Origin of the sequence: Citrobacter koseri ATCC BAA-895 (assembly GCF_000018045.1) — a bacterium.
GTDB classification, from domain to species: domain Bacteria; phylum Pseudomonadota; class Gammaproteobacteria; order Enterobacterales; family Enterobacteriaceae; genus Citrobacter_B; species Citrobacter_B koseri.
Window position 1 is genome coordinate 2,922,130 of sequence record NC_009792.1, and the last position, 17,975, is coordinate 2,940,104.

General features: G+C 52.1%; 16 protein-coding genes, 2 tRNA genes and 3 rRNA genes. 9 read left to right on the plus strand and 12 right to left on the minus strand.

Going from position 1 to position 17,975, the window contains the following annotated elements; genetic code table 11:
• Positions 1 to 20 precede the first annotated feature (20 nt).
• Complete coding sequence (locus CKO_RS13455; RefSeq protein ID WP_012133949.1) at positions 21 to 956, plus strand: acyltransferase; 936 nt, start codon at positions 21 to 23, stop codon at positions 954 to 956.
• A 12-nt stretch (positions 957 to 968) separates the two neighbouring features.
• Here CKO_RS13455 and dsbA read toward each other — a convergent pair whose 3' ends face one another.
• The 3 genes from dsbA to CKO_RS13470 all read right to left on the minus strand — a co-directional run bounded on the left by dsbA (position 969) and on the right by CKO_RS13470 (position 2,951).
• Entirely contained in the window at positions 969 to 1,592 is a 624-nt protein-coding gene (gene dsbA / locus CKO_RS13460) for a thiol:disulfide interchange protein DsbA (protein ID WP_012133950.1), read from the minus strand.
• Between the two features lie 26 nt (positions 1,593 to 1,618).
• Positions 1,619 to 2,605, minus strand: a complete 987-nt coding sequence (locus tag CKO_RS13465; RefSeq protein ID WP_012133951.1) for a serine/threonine protein kinase — start codon at positions 2,603 to 2,605, stop codon at positions 1,619 to 1,621.
• 76 nt (positions 2,606 to 2,681) lie between these two features.
• Entirely contained in the window at positions 2,682 to 2,951 is a 270-nt protein-coding gene (locus CKO_RS13470) for a YihD family protein (protein ID WP_012133952.1), read from the minus strand.
• A gap of 68 nt (positions 2,952 to 3,019) precedes the next feature.
• Here CKO_RS13470 and mobA point away from each other — a divergent pair, with 68 nt between their 5' ends.
• Both mobA and mobB read left to right on the plus strand, forming a co-directional pair.
• Positions 3,020 to 3,604: a molybdenum cofactor guanylyltransferase MobA gene (gene mobA, locus CKO_RS13475; protein WP_012133953.1), complete on the plus strand. Its 585-nt coding sequence runs from the start codon at positions 3,020 to 3,022 to the stop codon at positions 3,602 to 3,604.
• Positions 3,601 to 4,104 carry a molybdopterin-guanine dinucleotide biosynthesis protein MobB gene (mobB, locus tag CKO_RS13480; protein WP_012133954.1) on the plus strand — a complete coding sequence of 168 codons (504 nt, stop codon included), beginning with the start codon at positions 3,601 to 3,603 and terminating at the stop codon, positions 4,102 to 4,104. Before mobA ends, mobB begins: the two co-directional genes overlap by 4 nt.
• 113 nt (positions 4,105 to 4,217) lie before the next feature.
• Here the strand turns inward: mobB and rrf are convergent.
• The 6 genes from rrf to gmhB form a co-directional block, all read right to left on the minus strand.
• A 5S ribosomal RNA gene (rrf, locus tag CKO_RS13485) occupies positions 4,218 to 4,333 on the minus strand.
• A gap of 94 nt (positions 4,334 to 4,427) precedes the next feature.
• Positions 4,428 to 7,332, minus strand: a 23S ribosomal RNA gene (locus tag CKO_RS13490).
• A 175-nt stretch (positions 7,333 to 7,507) separates the two neighbouring features.
• Positions 7,508 to 7,583, minus strand: a tRNA-Ala gene (locus CKO_RS13495).
• A gap of 113 nt (positions 7,584 to 7,696) precedes the next feature.
• Positions 7,697 to 7,773, minus strand: a tRNA-Ile gene (locus tag CKO_RS13500).
• Between the two features lie 70 nt (positions 7,774 to 7,843).
• Positions 7,844 to 9,385 (minus strand): 16S ribosomal RNA (locus CKO_RS13505).
• Together the 16S, 23S and 5S rRNA genes with 2 tRNA genes alongside form the textbook arrangement of a ribosomal RNA operon.
• Before the next feature lie 366 nt (positions 9,386 to 9,751).
• Positions 9,752 to 10,318, minus strand: coding sequence for a D-glycero-beta-D-manno-heptose 1,7-bisphosphate 7-phosphatase (gmhB, locus tag CKO_RS13510; RefSeq protein WP_012133956.1), 567 nt, complete (start codon positions 10,316 to 10,318; stop codon positions 9,752 to 9,754).
• Between the two features lie 189 nt (positions 10,319 to 10,507).
• On the opposite strand from gmhB, the gene metN reads away from it, so the two are divergent.
• The 6 genes from metN (at position 10,508) to proS (ending at position 16,096) form a co-directional block, all read left to right on the plus strand.
• Positions 10,508 to 11,539 (plus strand): methionine ABC transporter ATP-binding protein MetN, encoded by a 1,032-nt coding sequence (gene metN / locus CKO_RS13515; protein WP_012133957.1) that lies wholly within the window; start codon positions 10,508 to 10,510, stop codon positions 11,537 to 11,539.
• Positions 11,532 to 12,185, plus strand: coding sequence for a methionine ABC transporter permease MetI (locus tag CKO_RS13520; protein WP_012133958.1), 654 nt, complete (start codon positions 11,532 to 11,534; stop codon positions 12,183 to 12,185). Before metN ends, CKO_RS13520 begins: the two co-directional genes overlap by 8 nt.
• A gap of 39 nt (positions 12,186 to 12,224) precedes the next feature.
• Positions 12,225 to 13,040, plus strand: a complete 816-nt coding sequence (gene metQ / locus CKO_RS13525; RefSeq protein ID WP_012133959.1) for a methionine ABC transporter substrate-binding lipoprotein MetQ — start codon at positions 12,225 to 12,227, stop codon at positions 13,038 to 13,040.
• A gap of 118 nt (positions 13,041 to 13,158) precedes the next feature.
• Positions 13,159 to 13,563 (plus strand): Rcs stress response system protein RcsF, encoded by a 405-nt coding sequence (rcsF, locus tag CKO_RS13530; protein WP_012133960.1) that lies wholly within the window; start codon positions 13,159 to 13,161, stop codon positions 13,561 to 13,563.
• Complete coding sequence (gene tsaA, locus CKO_RS13535; protein ID WP_024130680.1) at positions 13,560 to 14,267, plus strand: tRNA (N6-threonylcarbamoyladenosine(37)-N6)-methyltransferase TrmO; 708 nt, start codon at positions 13,560 to 13,562, stop codon at positions 14,265 to 14,267. Before rcsF ends, tsaA begins: the two co-directional genes overlap by 4 nt.
• Positions 14,268 to 14,377: 110 nt before the next feature.
• On the plus strand, positions 14,378 to 16,096 hold the full coding sequence (proS, locus tag CKO_RS13540) for a proline--tRNA ligase (protein WP_012133963.1): 1,719 nt from the start codon (positions 14,378 to 14,380) through the stop codon (positions 16,094 to 16,096).
• Positions 16,097 to 16,154: 58 nt separating this feature from the next.
• Here the strand turns inward: proS and nlpE are convergent, their stop codons facing one another.
• Genes nlpE through CKO_RS13555 form a run of 3 tightly spaced genes read right to left on the minus strand, consistent with a single transcriptional unit; the run spans position 16,155 to position 17,854 of the window.
• Positions 16,155 to 16,859, minus strand: coding sequence for an envelope stress response activation lipoprotein NlpE (gene nlpE / locus CKO_RS13545; RefSeq protein ID WP_012133964.1), 705 nt, complete (start codon positions 16,857 to 16,859; stop codon positions 16,155 to 16,157).
• Positions 16,860 to 16,889: 30 nt separating this feature from the next.
• A complete protein-coding gene (arfB, locus tag CKO_RS13550) occupies positions 16,890 to 17,312 on the minus strand; it encodes an alternative ribosome rescue aminoacyl-tRNA hydrolase ArfB (protein ID WP_012133965.1) in 423 nt (140 codons plus the stop codon).
• On the minus strand, positions 17,309 to 17,854 hold the full coding sequence (locus CKO_RS13555; RefSeq protein ID WP_012133966.1) for a YaeQ family protein: 546 nt from the start codon (positions 17,852 to 17,854) through the stop codon (positions 17,309 to 17,311). Before CKO_RS13555 ends, arfB begins: the two co-directional genes overlap by 4 nt.
• Positions 17,855 to 17,975 lie beyond the last annotated feature (121 nt).

A 17,975-nucleotide genomic window follows, 5' to 3' on the forward strand; every position in this document is an offset into this window, starting at 1 on the left:
GTCTCTTTCGCGCACTATTTATGGCTAACCCGTTGAATAATTTAATTATGACAAGAATACTCGCTGCGATAACGCTGTTGCTGAGTATCGTATTGACCATTTTGGTCACTATTTTTTGTTCTGTGCCGATCATCCTTGCCGGGATCGTGAAGCTCCTTTTGCCCATTCCTGTCGTCTGGCGCAAGGTATCCGTTTTTTGTAATTTCATGATGTACTGCTGGTGTGAAGGGTTGGCGCTGCTGCTGCATCTCAATCCGTGGCTTAAATGGGACGTGGAAGGGCTGGAAGGCCTGAACAAGAAAAACTGGTATCTGCTTATTTGTAACCATCACAGTTGGGCCGATATCGTGGTGCTTTGCGTTCTGTTCCGTAAGCACATTCCAATGAACAAATACTTTCTTAAGCAGCAGCTGGCCTGGGTGCCGTTTATCGGCCTGGCCTGCTGGGCGCTGGATATGCCGTTTATGAAACGCTACTCGCGCGCTTATTTGCTCCGTCATCCCGAACAACGCGGTAAAGATGTAGAAACAACCCGCCGTTCTTGCGAGAAATTTCGCGCGCATCCCACAACGATCGTAAATTTTGTCGAAGGTTCGCGTTTTACCGAAGAGAAACGTCGGCAAACTCGCTCGCCATATAAAAACCTTCTCCCACCAAAAGCGGCGGGGATCGCGATGGCGCTAAACGTATTAGGGTCTCAGTTCGATAAGCTGCTCAACGTTACCCTCTGCTACCCGGAAAACGATCGGAAACCATTCTACGATATGTTGAGCGGTAAACTGACGCGCATCGTGGTACGTATCGATCTGGAGCCGATTAAAGAAGAGCTGCACGGTGACTATGTGAATGACAAAGGATTCAAACGCCGTTTCCAACTTTGGTTGAATGCACTCTGGAATGAAAAAGACGAACAGATAGAAAAGATTAAAGCGGAAAACAAAATCGCCGGTCAATGACCGGCGATTTTTTTATTTCTTTTCAACCAGATGTTTCACGGTATCGGCGTACTGTTGTACGAAGATATCCATGCTGCTGGTATCCATCCCTTGCGGGTTAACCTGATATTTGCCGTTTACAAACATCGCCGGTACACCCTGAAGCTGGAGATCAGCGGCCGCTTTTTCTTGCTGCGCAACCAGTGATTTCACCACGAAGCTGTTCCATGCCGCATCGTAGTCTTCACCTTTCACACCCGCATCAACGAATACTTTGCGAATATCGGCAGCAGACTGAACGGTCTGGTTTTTCTGTACTGCTTCAAACATCGGCGCAGTGATTTTATCTTCTACGCCCAGTGCCATCGCCACAGCCCATGCCTGCGTCAGGTCCTTACCCAATGGGCCCAGGAACTCAACGTGGTATTTGGTCATTTTGGTGCCTTCAGGCAGCTTTTTCTTCACGTTATCAGAAACGTGCAGCACTTCTTCAAACTGATAGCAGTGCGGGCAGTAGAAGGAGAAAAACTCCAGAACCTGAGGCTCGCCAGCAACGGGCTTATCCAGTGTGATGTATTGCTTACCATCACTGAACTGCGCTGCCGATGCGCTAAAAGCTAAAATCATACCAGCCAGCGCCAGCCAAATCTTTTTCATGATCAACTCTCTCCTGATGTGTCCGTTTAATACATTGGCGTTAATTGTAAAGGGGGTTCTTGCAGCACTTTTGCCTGCTCAAGAAATGTCGCAGTCTGCCGTTGCCAGTAATCTTCCCCGGTTAACCACGGGAAATTTTTAGGAAACGCAGGATCAGCCCAGCGACGCATCAGCCAGGCAAGATAATAAACCAAACGCATCGCGCGTAAAGGCTCAATAAGTTCTATTTCAGCAGTATCGAACTCGCTAACTTCTTCATAAGCCTCGATAATCGTTTCAAGCTGCATCCGCTGCTCGGCTTTATCGCCATTCAGCAGCATCCACAGATCCTGAACGGCAGGGCCATTGCGGGCATCATCTAAATCGACAAACAGCGGGCCATCGCGCCAGAGGATATTTCCGGCATGGCAATCCCCGTGTAAACGCAGCGTCTCAAAACGGGTATGCCAACGTTCGGTAACGGCGGCAATAAGAGTGTCCGTCGCGTTCAGGAAAGCCGCTTTTTGCCCTGCGGGAATCAGTGATGCGCCTTCGAAAAGTTTGCGAGGTTCAATGAGATACTCTTCCAGGCCCATTGTCGGCCGGAAGGCAAAAGAATGTTTACGCCCGGTCTGATGCAGGCGACCCAGATAGCGCCCTACCGCCTCCATCTGATCGATATTATCCGCTTCGAACTGTCGCCCGCCGACGCTTGGGAAAATCGCGTAGTGGAATCCCTGGTGGTTCAGTAGCGTCTGGCCATTGAGGACAAGCGGCGCCGCGACCGGCACCTCATCTTTTACCAGTTCCAGTGCAAACTGATGCTCTTCCCGTATTTGATCGGCAGACCAACGCTCAGGGCGATAAAACTTAACGACAAAGCGTCGACGGTCTTCGTCCTGAAACTGATAGACGCGGTTTTCATAGCTGTTGAGCGGGGTAAGACCGGAATCCACCCGGATTCCCTGTTCAAACAGCGCATCCATGATGGTATCCGGGTGTAATGTCTGGAAAGTAAAAGCGTTGTCGTTCATCCCATCATCCGGAAAATACTACGAATGATTCAGGATATCATTTTGTGGCGATTTCGGTGGCGCCGCTTACAAGGTTTTACTCTTTAATCACGCCGCGTGCGCGTAATAGCGCCGTTTTGAAATCTTCTTCATAATCTTTCTGAATGCCAGGAATCACCGCATCTTTTGCGGAGTCACGCATTTTCAGGTGATAGATCAGAATGTCGTCGGTTAAATCCGCCAGTTCGCCGTCAAAACCTGACTCTTTCGCCAGTTTCTGTAAAAATTGCAGCAGATTAAGATCGGGCTCTTTCTGCCAGGCTGGTTGCAGGAGTTCAATGACTTCATTCAGGCGTTTACATTTCATGGCTGTGCTCCTTAATTTGATGTAGATACGTTAGCAGGGTCAATCCCACAATAAAAGAGGCGATATCAGTGAATCTGGAGAGTGCAATAACGGGGGTTGTGCTGGCAGGCGGTAAGGCCAGGCGAATGGGGGGGGCAGATAAGGGTCTGCTTGAGCTGGATGGCAAACCACTCTGGAAGCATGTTGCTGATACGCTGGCATCTCAGCTTGAAACCGTCGTGATTAACGCGAATCGCCATCAGGATATTTATCAACAAAGCGGTCTGAAAGTGATCCCCGATTCATTGGCCGATTTTCCGGGGCCTCTGGCGGGTATGTTGTCTGTTTTACAGCAAGAGAAGGGAGACTGGTTTCTGTTTTGCCCTTGCGACACGCCTTACATTCCCCGCGATCTGGTTGCACGTTTAAAAGCTCAGCGTAATAACGCGCCTGTCGTATGGGTTCACGACGGCGAGCGGGACCACCCGACAATTGCACTGGTTAATCGCTCCGTAGCACCTTTCTTACAGGAATATCTCCGGTCAGGTGAACGGCGGGTCATGGTCTTTATGCGCCAGGCCGGTGGTCATGCTGTTGATTTCAGTGATTTTAAGCAGGCATTTGTGAATGTGAATACGCCGGAAGAACTCGCCAGATGGCAGGAGAAATCATGATCCCACTACTCGGCATAGCCGCATGGAGCGGCACCGGTAAGACTACGCTGCTCAAGAAATTGATTCCAGCGTTATGCGCCAGAGGGGTTCGCCCAGGATTAATTAAGCATACCCATCACAATATGGACGTAGATAAGCCCGGCAAAGACAGTTACGAGTTACGCAAGGCAGGCGCAGCACAAACGCTTGTAGCAAGTCGGCAACGTTGGGCGCTGATGACAGAAACACCGGAAGAACCTGAGCTGGATTTAACGTATCTGGTGAGTCGAATGGATGTTTCTAAGCTGGATATAGTGCTTGTTGAAGGTTTTAAACACGAAGCGGTGGCGAAGATCTTATTATTCCGACAGGGGTGTGGGCATGAAGTGGATGAGCTGACCATTGATGAACATGTGATCGCCGTCGCCAGCGACATTCCGCTTTCCCTGGACGTCCCGCTATTAGATATCAATGATATACCACAGATCGCTACATTTGTTTTGCGTTGGCTGGGACGATAGTACGCGGGCGGCACAGGTTTGCCGGATAAGGTGTTCACACCGCCATCCGGCTGCACCCGGACGCATGAACGCAAAAAGGCCATCCCTCAGGATGGCCTCTTCACTTAATTAATGCCTGGCAGTTCCCTACTCTCGCATGGGGAGACCCCACACTACCATCGGCGCTACGGCGTTTCACTTCTGAGTTCGGCATGGGGTCAGGTGGGACCACCGCGCTACGGCCGCCAGGCAAATTCTGTTCGTCTAATGCCTCTCGCATTAAACACTAATCTGTATCAGGCTGAAAATCGTCTCTCAAATCGCCAAAACATCTTCGGCGTTGTAAGGTTAAGCCTCACGGTTCATTAGTACCGGTTAGCTCAACGCATCGCTGCGCTTACACACCCGGCCTATCAACGTCGTCGTCTTCAACGTTCCTTCAGGACTCTCAAGGAGTCAGGGAGAACTCATCTCGGGGCAAGTTTCGTGCTTAGATGCTTTCAGCACTTATCTCTTCCGCATTTAGCTACCGGGCAGTGCCATTGGCATGACAACCCGAACACCAGTGATGCGTCCACTCCGGTCCTCTCGTACTAGGAGCAGCCCCCCTCAGTTCTCCAGCGCCCACGGCAGATAGGGACCGAACTGTCTCACGACGTTCTAAACCCAGCTCGCGTACCACTTTAAATGGCGAACAGCCATACCCTTGGGACCTACTTCAGCCCCAGGATGTGATGAGCCGACATCGAGGTGCCAAACACCGCCGTCGATATGAACTCTTGGGCGGTATCAGCCTGTTATCCCCGGAGTACCTTTTATCCGTTGAGCGATGGCCCTTCCATTCAGAACCACCGGATCACTATGACCTGCTTTCGCACCTGCTCGCGCCGTCACGCTCGCAGTCAAGCCAGCTTATGCCATTGCACTAACCTCCTGATGTCCGACCAGGATTAGCTGACCTTCGTGCTCCTCCGTTACTCTTTAGGAGGAGACCGCCCCAGTCAAACTACCCACCAGACACTGTCCGCAACCCGGATTACGGGCCCACGTTAGAACACCAGCCATTAAAGGGTGGTATTTCAAGGGCGGCTCCATGCAGACTGGCGTCCACACTTCAAAGCCTCCCACCTATCCTACACATCAAGGACCAGTGTTCAGTGTCAAGCTATAGTAAAGGTTCACGGGGTCTTTCCGTCTTGCCGCGGGTACACTGCATCTTCACAGCGAGTTCAATTTCACTGAGTCTCGGGTGGAGACAGCCTGGCCATCATTACGCCATTCGTGCAGGTCGGAACTTACCCGACAAGGAATTTCGCTACCTTAGGACCGTTATAGTTACGGCCGCCGTTTACCGGGGCTTCGATCAAGAGCTTCTCCGCGAGGATAACCCCATCAATTAACCTTCCGGCACCGGGCAGGCGTCACACCGTATACGTCCACTTTCGTGTTTGCACAGTGCTGTGTTTTTAATAAACAGTTGCAGCCAGCTGGTATCTTCGACTGATTTCAGCTCCATGGGTAAACCACTTCACCTACATATCAGCGTGCCTTCTCCCGAAGTTACGGCACCATTTTGCCTAGTTCCTTCACCCGAGTTCTCTCAAGCGCCTTGGTATTCTCTACCTGACCACCTGTGTCGGTTTGGGGTACGATTTCGTGTTACCTGATGCTTAGAGGCTTTTCCTGGAAGCAGGGCATTTGTCACTTCAGCACCGTAGTGCCTCGTCATCACGCCTCAGTGTTAAAGTGCACCGGATTTGCCTGGAGCACACACCTACACGCTTAAACCGGGACAACCGTCGCCCGGCCGACATAGCCTTCTCCGTCCCCCCTTCGCAGTAACACCAAGTACAGGAATATTAACCTGTTTCCCATCGACTACGCCTTTCGGCCTCGCCTTAGGGGTCGACTCACCCTGCCCCGATTAACGTTGGACAGGAACCCTTGGTCTTCCGGCGAGCGGGCTTTTCACCCGCTTTATCGTTACTTATGTCAGCATTCGCACTTCTGATACCTCCAGCATGCCTCACAGCACACCTTCAACGGCTTACAGAACGCTCCCCTACCCAACAACACATAGTGTCGCTGCCGCAGCTTCGGTGCATGGTTTAGCCCCGTTACATCTTCCGCGCAGGCCGACTCGACCAGTGAGCTATTACGCTTTCTTTAAATGATGGCTGCTTCTAAGCCAACATCCTGGCTGTCTGGGCCTTCCCACATCGTTTCCCACTTAACCATGACTTTGGGACCTTAGCTGGCGGTCTGGGTTGTTTCCCTCTTCACGACGGACGTTAGCACCCGCCGTGTGTCTCCCGTGATAACATTCTCCGGTATTCGCAGTTTGCATCGGGTTGGTAAGCCGGGATGGCCCCCTAGCCGAAACAGTGCTCTACCCCCGGAGATGAGTTCACGAGGCGCTACCTAAATAGCTTTCGGGGAGAACCAGCTATCTCCCGGTTTGATTGGCCTTTCACCCCCAGCCACAGGTCATCCGCTAATTTTTCAACATTAGTCGGTTCGGTCCTCCAGTTAGTGTTACCCAACCTTCAACCTGCCCATGGCTAGATCACCGGGTTTCGGGTCTATACCCTGCAACTTAACGCCCAGTTAAGACTCGGTTTCCCTTCGGCTCCCCTATTCGGTTAACCTTGCTACAGAATATAAGTCGCTGACCCATTATACAAAAGGTACGCAGTCACCCCATAAAGAGGCTCCCACTGCTTGTACGTACACGGTTTCAGGTTCTTTTTCACTCCCCTCGCCGGGGTTCTTTTCGCCTTTCCCTCACGGTACTGGTTCACTATCGGTCAGTCAGGAGTATTTAGCCTTGGAGGATGGTCCCCCCATATTCAGACAGGATACCACGTGTCCCGCCCTACTCATCGAGCTCACAGCCTGTGCGTTTTCGTGTACGGGACTTTCACCCTGTACCGTGCGACTTTCCAGACGCTTCCACTAACACACAAGCTGATTCAGGCTCTGGGCTCCTCCCCGTTCGCTCGCCGCTACTGGGGGAATCTCGGTTGATTTCTTTTCCTCGGGGTACTTAGATGTTTCAGTTCCCCCGGTTCGCCTCGTTAGCCTATGTATTCAGCTAACGATAGTGTGACAGGTCACACTGGGTTTCCCCATTCGGACATCGCCGGGTCAAGGGTTCATATCACCTCGCCGGCGCTTTTCGCAGATTAGCACGTCCTTCATCGCCTCTGACTGCCAGGGCATCCACCGTGTACGCTTGGTCGCTTAACCTCACAACCCGAAGATGTTTCGTGAAACATTTCGCGTTGCGAAAATTTGAGAGACTCATACACACTTTACGTGTGTCGTTTCAATTTTCAGCTTGATCCAGATTTTTAAAGAGCAAAACTTCGCAGTGAACCTTTTCAGGTACACTCTGAAGTTTTCTTATATGAGCAGTAAAATATGGTGGAGCTATGCGGGATCGAACCGCAGACCTCCTGCGTGCAAAGCAGGCGCTCTCCCAGCTGAGCTATAGCCCCATACAGTACAGTCAGAACCTCTTACCGATGATTTTTCCTGAGACAAGGCGTGGAATGACGAAGCATACTTAAAGTATGTGAGTCATTTCACAACGCAGTATTCAGGGAAAATCTGGTAGGCCTGAGTGGACTTGAACCACCGACCTCACCCTTATCAGGGGTGCGCTCTAACCACCTGAGCTACAAGCCTGTAGAGGTTTTTACTGCTCGTTTTTCATCAGACAATCTGTGTGGGCACTGCAAAGGCAGGTTCTTTAAGGTAAGGAGGTGATCCAACCGCAGGTTCCCCTACGGTTACCTTGTTACGACTTCACCCCAGTCATGAATCACAAAGTGGTAAGCGCCCTCCCGAAGGTTAAGCTACCTACTTCTTTTGCAACCCACTCCCATGGTGTGACGGGCGGTGTGTACAAGGCCCGGGAACGTATTCACCGTGGCATTCTGATCCACGATTACTAGCGATTCCGACTTCATGGAGTCGAGTTGCAGACTCCAATCCGGACTACGACATACTTTATGAGGTCCGCTTGCTCTCGCGAGGTCGCTTCTCTTTGTATATGCCATTGTAGCACGTGTGTAGCCCTGGTCGTAAGGGCCATGATGACTTGACGTCATCCCCACCTTCCTCCAGTTTATCACTGGCAGTCTCCTTTGAGTTCCCGGCCTAACCGCTGGCAACAAAGGATAAGGGTTGCGCTCGTTGCGGGACTTAACCCAACATTTCACAACACGAGCTGACGACAGCCATGCAGCACCTGTCTCACAGTTCCCGAAGGCACCAAGGCATCTCTGCCAAGTTCTGTGGATGTCAAGACCAGGTAAGGTTCTTCGCGTTGCATCGAATTAAACCACATGCTCCACCGCTTGTGCGGGCCCCCGTCAATTCATTTGAGTTTTAACCTTGCGGCCGTACTCCCCAGGCGGTCGACTTAACGCGTTAGCTCCGGAAGCCACGCCTCAAGGGCACAACCTCCAAGTCGACATCGTTTACGGCGTGGACTACCAGGGTATCTAATCCTGTTTGCTCCCCACGCTTTCGCACCTGAGCGTCAGTCTTCGTCCAGGGGGCCGCCTTCGCCACCGGTATTCCTCCAGATCTCTACGCATTTCACCGCTACACCTGGAATTCTACCCCCCTCTACGAGACTCAAGCCTGCCAGTATCAGATGCAGTTCCCAGGTTGAGCCCGGGGATTTCACATCTGACTTAACAGACCGCCTGCGTGCGCTTTACGCCCAGTAATTCCGATTAACGCTTGCACCCTCCGTATTACCGCGGCTGCTGGCACGGAGTTAGCCGGTGCTTCTTCTGCGGGTAACGTCAATTGCTGCGGTTATTAACCACAACACCTTCCTCCCCGCTGAAAGTACTTTACAACCCGAAGGCCTTCTTCATACACGCGGCATGGCTGCATCAGGCTTGCGCCCATTGTGCAATATTCCCCACTGCTGCCTCCCGTAGGAGTCTGGACCGTGTCTCAGTTCCAGTGTGGCTGGTCATCCTCTCAGACCAGCTAGGGATCGTCGCCTTGGTGAGCCGTTACCCCACCAACAAGCTAATCCCATCTGGGCACATCTGATGGCAAGAGGCCCGAAGGTCCCCCTCTTTGGTCTTGCGACGTTATGCGGTATTAGCTACCGTTTCCAGTAGTTATCCCCCTCCATCAGGCAGTTTCCCAGACATTACTCACCCGTCCGCCACTCGTCAGCGAAGCAGCAAGCTGCTTCCTGTTACCGTTCGACTTGCATGTGTTAGGCCTGCCGCCAGCGTTCAATCTGAGCCATGATCAAACTCTTCAATTTAAGTTTGATGCTCGTGAATTAAACTTCGTAATGAATTACGTGTTCACTCAGAGACTTGGTATTCATTTATTGTCCGAAGACATTAAGAATCCATGTCACTTTGAGTGCCCACACAGATTGTCTGATAAATTGTTAAAGAGCAGTTGCGACGCGCTTTAGCGCTCTGTCGCGAGGTGGCGTATATTACGCTTTCCTCTTTCAGAGTCAATCCTGAATTTCAGGATTTTTCTCTTTAATCAACCGGCTGTTTGTGTGAAGTGATTCACATCCGCCGTGTCGATGGAGGCGCATTATAGGGGGTCGTCTCAGGAAGACAAGCGGAAAAATGCATTTTTATCTCAACCGCTCATCTTTTAATCATAACGCTTATTTTTGCTGCTTTCTTATCGCCGATGGCAGGTCAGCAAGGCTATTTAACACCCAATCTGCCGCATTTTCTGCTTCAGGCGTAACGGGCTTGCCAGTGCGTACCAATACTTTCGTACCAACATTTGCCGCTGCCGCCGCCTGCATATCTTCTATTTTGTCACCCACCATATAAGACGCGGCCATATCAATGTGCAGAAAATCACGCGCAGAGATAAGCATCCCCGGATGCGGTTTACGACAATCACACGCCTGACGGAACTCTTCTACGCTGCCCTGCGGATGATGCGGACAATAATAGATGCCATCCAGATCGACATCGCGGTCCGCCAGCGACCAGTCCATCCATTCGGTCAGTGTCTCGAACTGCGCTTCCGTAAATTTACCGCGCGCAATACCAGACTGATTGGTAACAACGACAAGCGCAAAGCCCATCTTTTTCAGTTCACGCATCGCGTCAATGATGCCTTCAATAAACTCGAACTCATCGATTTCATGTACGTAACCATGATCCACATTAATAGTGCCATCACGGTCGAGGAAAATTGCGGGTACGGACTTTGCCACCTTTTATAGCTCCTGAATAAGGCATGTGCCGTTAGTATCGCATGTTTCAGCGAGCAAGAAAGTGCTCATCATCGAAAGCCTGATTGATTTAGACGTCTGGATGCCTTAACATCCATTTTGTTGACGGCTTCGACCGTATCAGGCAGAAGAAAATGCCACGGCTAACTTAATTACGATAATAAATAATCAATGATTAAACTTTCGAATATCACCAAAGTGTTCCAACAGGGGACTCGCACCATTCAGGCGCTGAACAACGTCAGCCTGCATGTCCCTGCCGGACAAATTTATGGCGTTATTGGCGCCTCCGGCGCCGGTAAAAGCACACTCATTCGCTGTGTGAATCTGCTGGAACGTCCCACGGAAGGGAGCGTATTGGTTGGCGGCCAGGAGCTGACCACCCTTTCTGAATCTGAGTTGACGAAAGCCCGTCGCCAGATTGGCATGATTTTCCAGCATTTTAACCTGTTAGCTTCACGTACCGTTTTTGGCAACGTGGCGTTGCCGCTGGAACTGGACAATACGCCGAAAGACGAGATAAAACGCCGCGTCACAGAGCTGTTGGATCTGGTAGGGCTCGGCGATAAGCACGACAGCTACCCGGCCAACCTTTCCGGCGGCCAGAAACAGCGTGTAGCGATTGCTCGCGCATTAGCCAGCAATCCCAAAGTCCTGCTGTGCGACGAGGCCACCAGCGCCCTCGATCCGGCAACGACCCGTTCGATTCTGGAACTGCTGAAAGATATTAACCGTCGCCTTGGCCTGACCATTCTTCTTATTACTCATGAGATGGATGTGGTTAAGCGCATTTGCGATTGTGTCGCAGTTATCAGTAACGGAGAACTGATTGAGCAGGATACGGTCAGCGAAGTGTTCTCCCATCCAAAGACGCCGCTGGCGCAGAAGTTTATCCAGTCCACGTTGCATCTGGATATCCCGGAAGATTATCTGGAACGTTTAAAAGCGGAGCCGTATGCGGACAGCGTCCCCATGCTGCGTATGGAATTTACCGGACAATCCGTAGACGCCCCGCTGCTGTCTGAGACGGCCCGCCGCTTCAATGTGAACAACAACATTATTAGCGCGCAGATGGATTACGCAGGCGGCGTGAAGTTCGGCATTATGCTGACGGAAATGCACGGCACGCAAGAAGAGACGCAAGCCGCAATTGCCTGGTTGCAGGAACACCATGTGAAAGTAGAGGTACTGGGTTATGTCTGAGGCGATGATGTGGTTACTGGCGCGCGGCGTCTGGGAAACGCTGGCGATGACTTTTGTATCCGGCTTTTTTGGTTTTGTTATTGGTCTGCCGGTTGGCGTACTGCTGTACGTTACGCGTCCAGGGCAAATTATTGAAAACGCGAAGCTCTACCGCACACTCTCTGCGGTCGTCAATATCTTCCGTTCCATCCCGTTCATTATCTTACTGGTATGGATGATTCCGTTTACCCGTGTGATTGTCGGCACCTCCATCGGTTTGCAGGCGGCGATTGTGCCGTTAACCGTCGGCGCCGCGCCGTTTATCGCCCGCATGGTGGAAAACGCATTGCTGGAAATCCCAACCGGATTGATCGAAGCCTCCCGTGCGATGGGGGCCACGCCGCTGCAAATCGTGCGTAAGGTGCTGCTGCCGGAAGCATTACCGGGTCTGGTCAATGCCGCAACCATTACCCTGATCACTCTGGTGGGCTACTCTGCTATGGGCGGCGCCGTTGGCGCTGGCGGACTCGGTCAGATTGGCTATCAGTATGGTTACATTGGCTACAATGCTACCGTGATGAATACGGTGCTGGTATTACTGGTCGTTCTGGTTTATTTAATTCAGTTATCCGGCGATCGCATCGTTCGGGCAGTGACGCACAAGTAACATTAAACACAACACAAATGACTCATTAAGGAAATAAGCATGGCGTTCAAATTTAAAACCTTTGCGGCAGTGGGAGCCCTGATTGGTTCTCTGGCACTTGTGGGTTGCGGCCAGGATGAAAAAGATCCGAACCACATCAAAGTGGGCGTGATTGTCGGCGCTGAACAGCAGGTTGCGGAAGTCGCGCAAAAAGTAGCGAAAGAAAAATACGGTCTGGATGTTGAGCTGGTGACGTTCAACGACTACGTATTACCGAACGAAGCGTTAAGCAAAGGCGATATCGACGCGAACGCTTTCCAGCACAAGCCGTACCTGGATCAGCAAATCAAAGATCGCGGTTACAAGCTGGTTGCCGTTGGCAATACCTTTGTTTATCCGATTGCCGGTTATTCCAAAAAAATCAAATCACTTGATGAGCTACAGGATGGTTCTCAGGTAGCCGTACCAAACGATCCGACTAACCTTGGTCGTTCACTGCTGCTGTTGCAGAAAGTAGGATTAATCAAACTGAAAGATGGCGTTGGCCTGCTGCCGACCGTTCTGGACGTGACCGAAAACCCGAAGAACCTGAAAATTGTTGAGCTGGAAGCACCGCAACTGCCGCGCTCTCTGGACGATGCGCAAATTGCCCTGGCCGTGATTAACACCACTTACGCCAGCCAGATTGACCTGACGCCGGCAAAAGACGGTATCTTCGTGGAAGATAAAGATTCCCCGTACGTTAACCTGATCGTAACGCGTGAAGACAATAAAGACGCAGAGAACGTGAAGAAATTCGTTCAGGCTTATCAGTCTGACGAAGTCTACGAAGCCGCGAATAAAGTCTTCAACGGCGGTGCTGTTAAAGGCTGGTAATTTTTAGGCGGTTTCCACAATCTGTAATATCATTCAGGACGGGCGCTTGCCCGTCTTGTCATTTATGCAAGCTCCTGATTCAATATCTGACGATTAGATCATTCATTGAGGAAATATTATGCGTGCTTTACCGATCTGTTTATTGGCACTCATGCTGGGCGGTTGTTCCATGCTAAGCAGATCCCCTGTTGAACCCGTTCAAAGCACCGCAACCCCGCCAAAAGCGGAGTCGGAAAAACCGAAAGCGCCGCGTGCCGCACCGGTCCGAATTTACACCAACGCCGAAGAGTTAGTGGGTAAACCGTTCCGCGATCTTGGCGAAGTCAGCGGTGACTCCTGCCAGGCATCTAATCAGGATTCCCCGCCGAGCATCCCGACGGCACGTAAACGCATGCAGATTAACGCCTCTAAAATGAAGGCGAATGCTGTACTGCTGCACAGCTGCGAAGTCACCAGTGGAACGCCAGGCTGCTACCGTCAGGCTGTTTGCATCGGTTCCGCCCTTAACATCTCGGCTAAATGAGCAGTTTTCAGTTCGAGCAAATAGGCGTTATTCGCTCCCCCTATAAAGAAAAGTTCGCCGTCCCGCGCCAGCCTGGTCTGGTAAAAAGCGCCGACGGCGAACTGCATCTTGTTGCGCCCTATAATCAGGCCGATGCCGTTCGCGGTCTGGAAGCGTTCAGCCATTTGTGGGTAATCTTCGTCTTTCATCAGACGATGGCTGGCGGATGGCGCCCGACGGTTCGCCCTCCCCGTCTCGGCGGCAATGCCCGGATGGGCGTCTTCGCGACCCGCTCCACCTTTCGCCCTAACCCTGTCGGCATGTCGCTGGTTGAGTTGAAAGAGATTGTCTGTCAGAAAGAGAAAGTCATCCTGAAGCTGGGCAGCCTGGATCTGGTTGATGGTACGCCGGTTATTGATATCAAACCCTACCTGCCGTTTGCCGAGTCATTACCGGGCGCAACGGCCAGCTACGCGCAACAGGCGCCTGTGGCAGAGATGCACGTCAGCTTCACGGCCGACATTGACCAACAGCTTTCACGGCTTGAACAACGTTACCCGCAACTGAAAACATTTATCGGCGAAGTGCTGGCGCAAGATCCGCGTCCTGCCTATCGTAAAGGTGAAGAGACCGGTAAAACGTACGCCGTCTGGCTGCACGATTTCAACGTGCGCTGGCGCGTCACCGAAGAGGGTTTTGAAGTCTTTGCGCTGGAACCCCGCTAATTTCACGCCCTTCTCTTTTGACATCCCTTTCTCGCTGGTAAACTAAATCACTTTTTTTGTGTCAGGCTCGCGTTGAGCCTGTTCGATCGTCCAACTGGAACCGTAACAACATGCGTACTAGCCAATATCTGCTCTCCACTCTGAAGGAGACACCTGCCGACGCCGAGGTTATCAGCCATCAGCTGATGCTGCGCGCCGGGATGATCCGCAAGCTCGCCTCCGGGTTATATACCTGGCTGCCGACTGGCCTGCGCGTCCTGAAAAAAGTCGAAAACATCGTGCGTGAAGAGATGAATAACGCCGGTGCCATCGAGGTGTCAATGCCAGTGGTTCAGCCTGCTGACCTGTGGCAAGAGAGTGGTCGTTGGGAACAGTACGGCCCGGAACTGCTGCGTTTTGTTGACCGTGGCGAGCGTCCGTTCGTACTCGGCCCGACTCACGAAGAAGTTATCACCGACCTGATTCGTAACGAACTCAGCTCTTACAAACAGCTGCCGCTGAACTTCTTCCAGATCCAGACCAAATTCCGTGACGAAGTACGTCCGCGTTTCGGCGTAATGCGTTCCCGCGAGTTCCTGATGAAAGACGCCTACTCTTTCCATACCTCTCAGGAATCGCTACAGGAAACTTACGACGCGATGTATGCCGCTTACAGCAAAATCTTCAGCCGTATGGGCCTGGATTTCCGCGCGGTACAGGCAGACACGGGGTCTATCGGCGGTAACGCATCCCACGAGTTCCAGGTACTGGCGCAAAGCGGTGAAGATGATGTGATCTTCTCTGATTCTTCTGACTACGCGGCTAACATTGAGTTCGCCGAAGCCGTTGCGCCGAAAGCGCCGCGCGCGGCTGCCAGCCAGGAGATGACGCTGGTTGATACGCCAAACGCGAAAACCATCGCGGAGCTGGTTGAGCAGTTCAATCTGCCGATTGAGAAAACCGTCAAAACGCTGCTGGTGAAAGCGGTTGAAGGAAGCAGCTACCCGCTGGTTGCTCTGCTGGTACGTGGCGATCACGAACTGAACGAAGTGAAAGCGGAAAAACTGCCGCAGGTTGCCAGCCCGCTGACCTTCGCCACAGAAGAAGAGATTCGTGCGCTGGTGAAAGCCGGCCCGGGTTCTCTCGGCCCGGTGAATATGCCGGTTCCGGTGGTGATCGACCGTACCGTTGCAGTAATGAGCGATTTCGCGGCAGGCGCCAACATCGACGGTAAGCACTACTTCGGCATCAACTGGGATCGCGATGTCGCGACGCCAGAAGTCGCCGATATCCGTAACGTCGTGGCAGGCGATCCAAGCCCGGACGGCCAGGGCACGCTGCTGATTAAACGCGGCATCGAAGTGGGTCATATCTTCCAGCTGGGCACCAAGTATTCCGAAGCGCTGAAAGCCTCCGTACAGGGTGAAGATGGTCGTAACCAGATCCTGACGATGGGTTGCTACGGTATCGGGGTAACGCGCGTGGTGGCGGCGGCGATTGAGCAGAACTACGACGAACGCGGTATTGTATGGCCTGACGCCATTGCGCCATTCCAGGTTGCCATTCTGCCGATGAACATGCACAAGTCCTTCCGGGTGCAGGAACTGGCGGAAAAACTGTACGGTGAACTGCGCGCACAAGGCATCGAAGTGCTGATGGATGACCGTAAAGAGCGTCCTGGCGTCATGTTCGCGGATATGGAACTGATCGGCATCCCGCACACTATCGTGCTGGGCGACCGTAACCTGGACAACGACGATATTGAATACAAATACCGTCGTAACGGCGAGAAGCAGTTGATTAAAACTGGCGAGATCGTCGATTTCCTGGTGAAAGCCATCAAAGGCTAAACAAAAAAACCCCGCTGATGCGGGGTTTTTTAATGTCCAGACGGGGTCGATACCGCAATTACTTGCTGGAACAATCCTGTCCAGGAACGAATTTAATCTCTTTATCGGCCACCAGCGTTTTTACCTGCGCGCCCGTATCCGGGTTGGCTTCCTGCGTAAAGTGGCCTTCCACCGTTAATAATACCGGTTTTTCCGCAGCGCCTCGTGCCGCCAGATAATCACGTTCCAGCTGAGCATTGTTCGCCACCGGCATGCGTTTCCCGGTAGCGCAATCGGTAAAGGTCGCCGCATCCGCCATATAGAAATACATGCCGCGCACCGGCATTGGCGTTACGGGCAAACTGGCAGACACCGACTCAAGCGTGTAATTAAACTGCGACTCAATCGGATTACCTTCACGATCAAGCATTTCCAGAGCGTCGCCTTTCGCACGATAGTAAGACTTCTCGCCTTTGCTGTCGGTCAATACCAGTTTATCGGCTGTACGCGCCCAGGTGCCATACGAGGCAAACGAAGAGGGTTCTTCACGAACGCCCTGATAACGTTCATTCATCACCCATGTTCCATCTTTTTCCAGGAACAAAGAGGTTTCGATCCCTTCACAGTCTGCGCAAGGCAATACGCCACGCCAGCTTTGCTGCATCGGTTTTAATTCTGCCGTCTGCGTCGGCTGTAGCGCCTCCACTTCAGTACGATTATTACATCCGATCAAGGCAAAGAGCGTACATGCTGCCGCTACTGACAATATCGCTGTTTTCACCATAAATTCCTTATGAAATGTTATCCCCGCTCGTCACTCCTGAGGACGACGAACTCTACCGCGAAGCGCCTTCACTGTGGATTTTTGTGCCTTCGATGACAACCTGCGTTCTTTCGACGCGCGCGTAGGGCGGGTTGCCCGTCGGCTTTTTTGCACTGCGGTTAATTCTTTGATGACTGCCACCAGCCGGGCGATAGCCGCCTCCCGGTTGAGCTCCTGGCTGCGATACTCCTGCGCCTTGATAATAATGACGCCATCGCTGCTAATAAGATGATGGCTGGCAGCCAACAAACGTTCCTTATAATACTCTGGCAGGCCAGAGGCCCGAATGTCAAAGCGCAAATGGATAGCCGTTGAGGTCTTATTAACGTGCTGTCCACCCGCTCCCTGCGCACGAATGGCTGTGATTTCCAGCTCATTGTCGGGAATCGAGACATTTCGGGAGATGACAATCATGAAGGCTGTTGCCATGCAGCCAGATGAATTTCCAGATTATTCTGAGAATCCGACAGCCAGATGGCGCCATCCTGAATCGTTGCCTGCAACGTCATGGTTCGGCCGGCAAAATCACTCAGTTTCGCCAGTTGCTCATCATCCAGATACCACACGGACAGGTTAGCGTACTGCGCGCATTTACTCTGGTTCTGCTGCCACCAGATTTGCGCGGCACGACTATTATAGGCAAACAGCGCAACCTCCGCAGCCTGGGTACAGGCTTTCTTAATGCGGCGCTCATCCGGCAGCCCCAGCTCAACCCATAAATCAATCCCCAGATGGTCGTTACGCAGCCATGCCTCAGGCTCATCTTCTGCGCTCAGACCACGCGTGAACTGTAGGCGCTCATCGGCATATTTAATCCAGGCCAGAAGGCGCAGCATCATGCGCTCCTGCGTTTCAGAAGGGTGACGCGCCAGCGTCAATGCCGCGTCAAGAAACTGGTTGCGGTCAAGATCCGCCACATTGACTACGGCTTTATAAATCGTCGCTTTAAGCGCCATGAGAGAACTCCTTTCGAATCAGGGACACATTGTAGCGAAATCTGCGTCAAAAGGCTGTTAACGGATGTCGTATACCTGCGCCGTCAACCTGCTGATATTGCCTGGATGGGTATGTTATAGT

What these genes read in the sequence shown, in the direction of transcription:
- CKO_RS13455 (WP_012133949.1), top strand. Translation starts at nt 21, where the DNA reads ATGGCTAACCCGTTGAATAATTTAATTATGACAAGAATACTCGCTGCG.
- dsbA (WP_012133950.1), bottom strand. Translation starts at nt 1,592, where the DNA reads ATGAAAAAGATTTGGCTGGCGCTGGCTGGTATGATTTTAGCTTTTAGC.
- CKO_RS13465 (WP_012133951.1), bottom strand. Translation starts at nt 2,605, where the DNA reads ATGAACGACAACGCTTTTACTTTCCAGACATTACACCCGGATACCATC.
- CKO_RS13470 (WP_012133952.1), bottom strand. Translation starts at nt 2,951, where the DNA reads ATGAAATGTAAACGCCTGAATGAAGTCATTGAACTCCTGCAACCAGCC.
- mobB (WP_012133954.1), top strand. Translation starts at nt 3,601, where the DNA reads ATGATCCCACTACTCGGCATAGCCGCATGGAGCGGCACCGGTAAGACT.
- metN (WP_012133957.1), top strand. Translation starts at nt 10,508, where the DNA reads ATGATTAAACTTTCGAATATCACCAAAGTGTTCCAACAGGGGACTCGC.
- CKO_RS13520 (WP_012133958.1), top strand. Translation starts at nt 11,532, where the DNA reads ATGTCTGAGGCGATGATGTGGTTACTGGCGCGCGGCGTCTGGGAAACG.
- metQ (WP_012133959.1), top strand. Translation starts at nt 12,225, where the DNA reads ATGGCGTTCAAATTTAAAACCTTTGCGGCAGTGGGAGCCCTGATTGGT.
- rcsF (WP_012133960.1), top strand. Translation starts at nt 13,159, where the DNA reads ATGCGTGCTTTACCGATCTGTTTATTGGCACTCATGCTGGGCGGTTGT.
- tsaA (WP_024130680.1), top strand. Translation starts at nt 13,560, where the DNA reads ATGAGCAGTTTTCAGTTCGAGCAAATAGGCGTTATTCGCTCCCCCTAT.
- proS (WP_012133963.1), top strand. Translation starts at nt 14,378, where the DNA reads ATGCGTACTAGCCAATATCTGCTCTCCACTCTGAAGGAGACACCTGCC.
- nlpE (WP_012133964.1), bottom strand. Translation starts at nt 16,859, where the DNA reads ATGGTGAAAACAGCGATATTGTCAGTAGCGGCAGCATGTACGCTCTTT.
- arfB (WP_012133965.1), bottom strand. Translation starts at nt 17,312, where the DNA reads ATGATTGTCATCTCCCGAAATGTCTCGATTCCCGACAATGAGCTGGAA.
- CKO_RS13555 (WP_012133966.1), bottom strand. Translation starts at nt 17,854, where the DNA reads ATGGCGCTTAAAGCGACGATTTATAAAGCCGTAGTCAATGTGGCGGAT.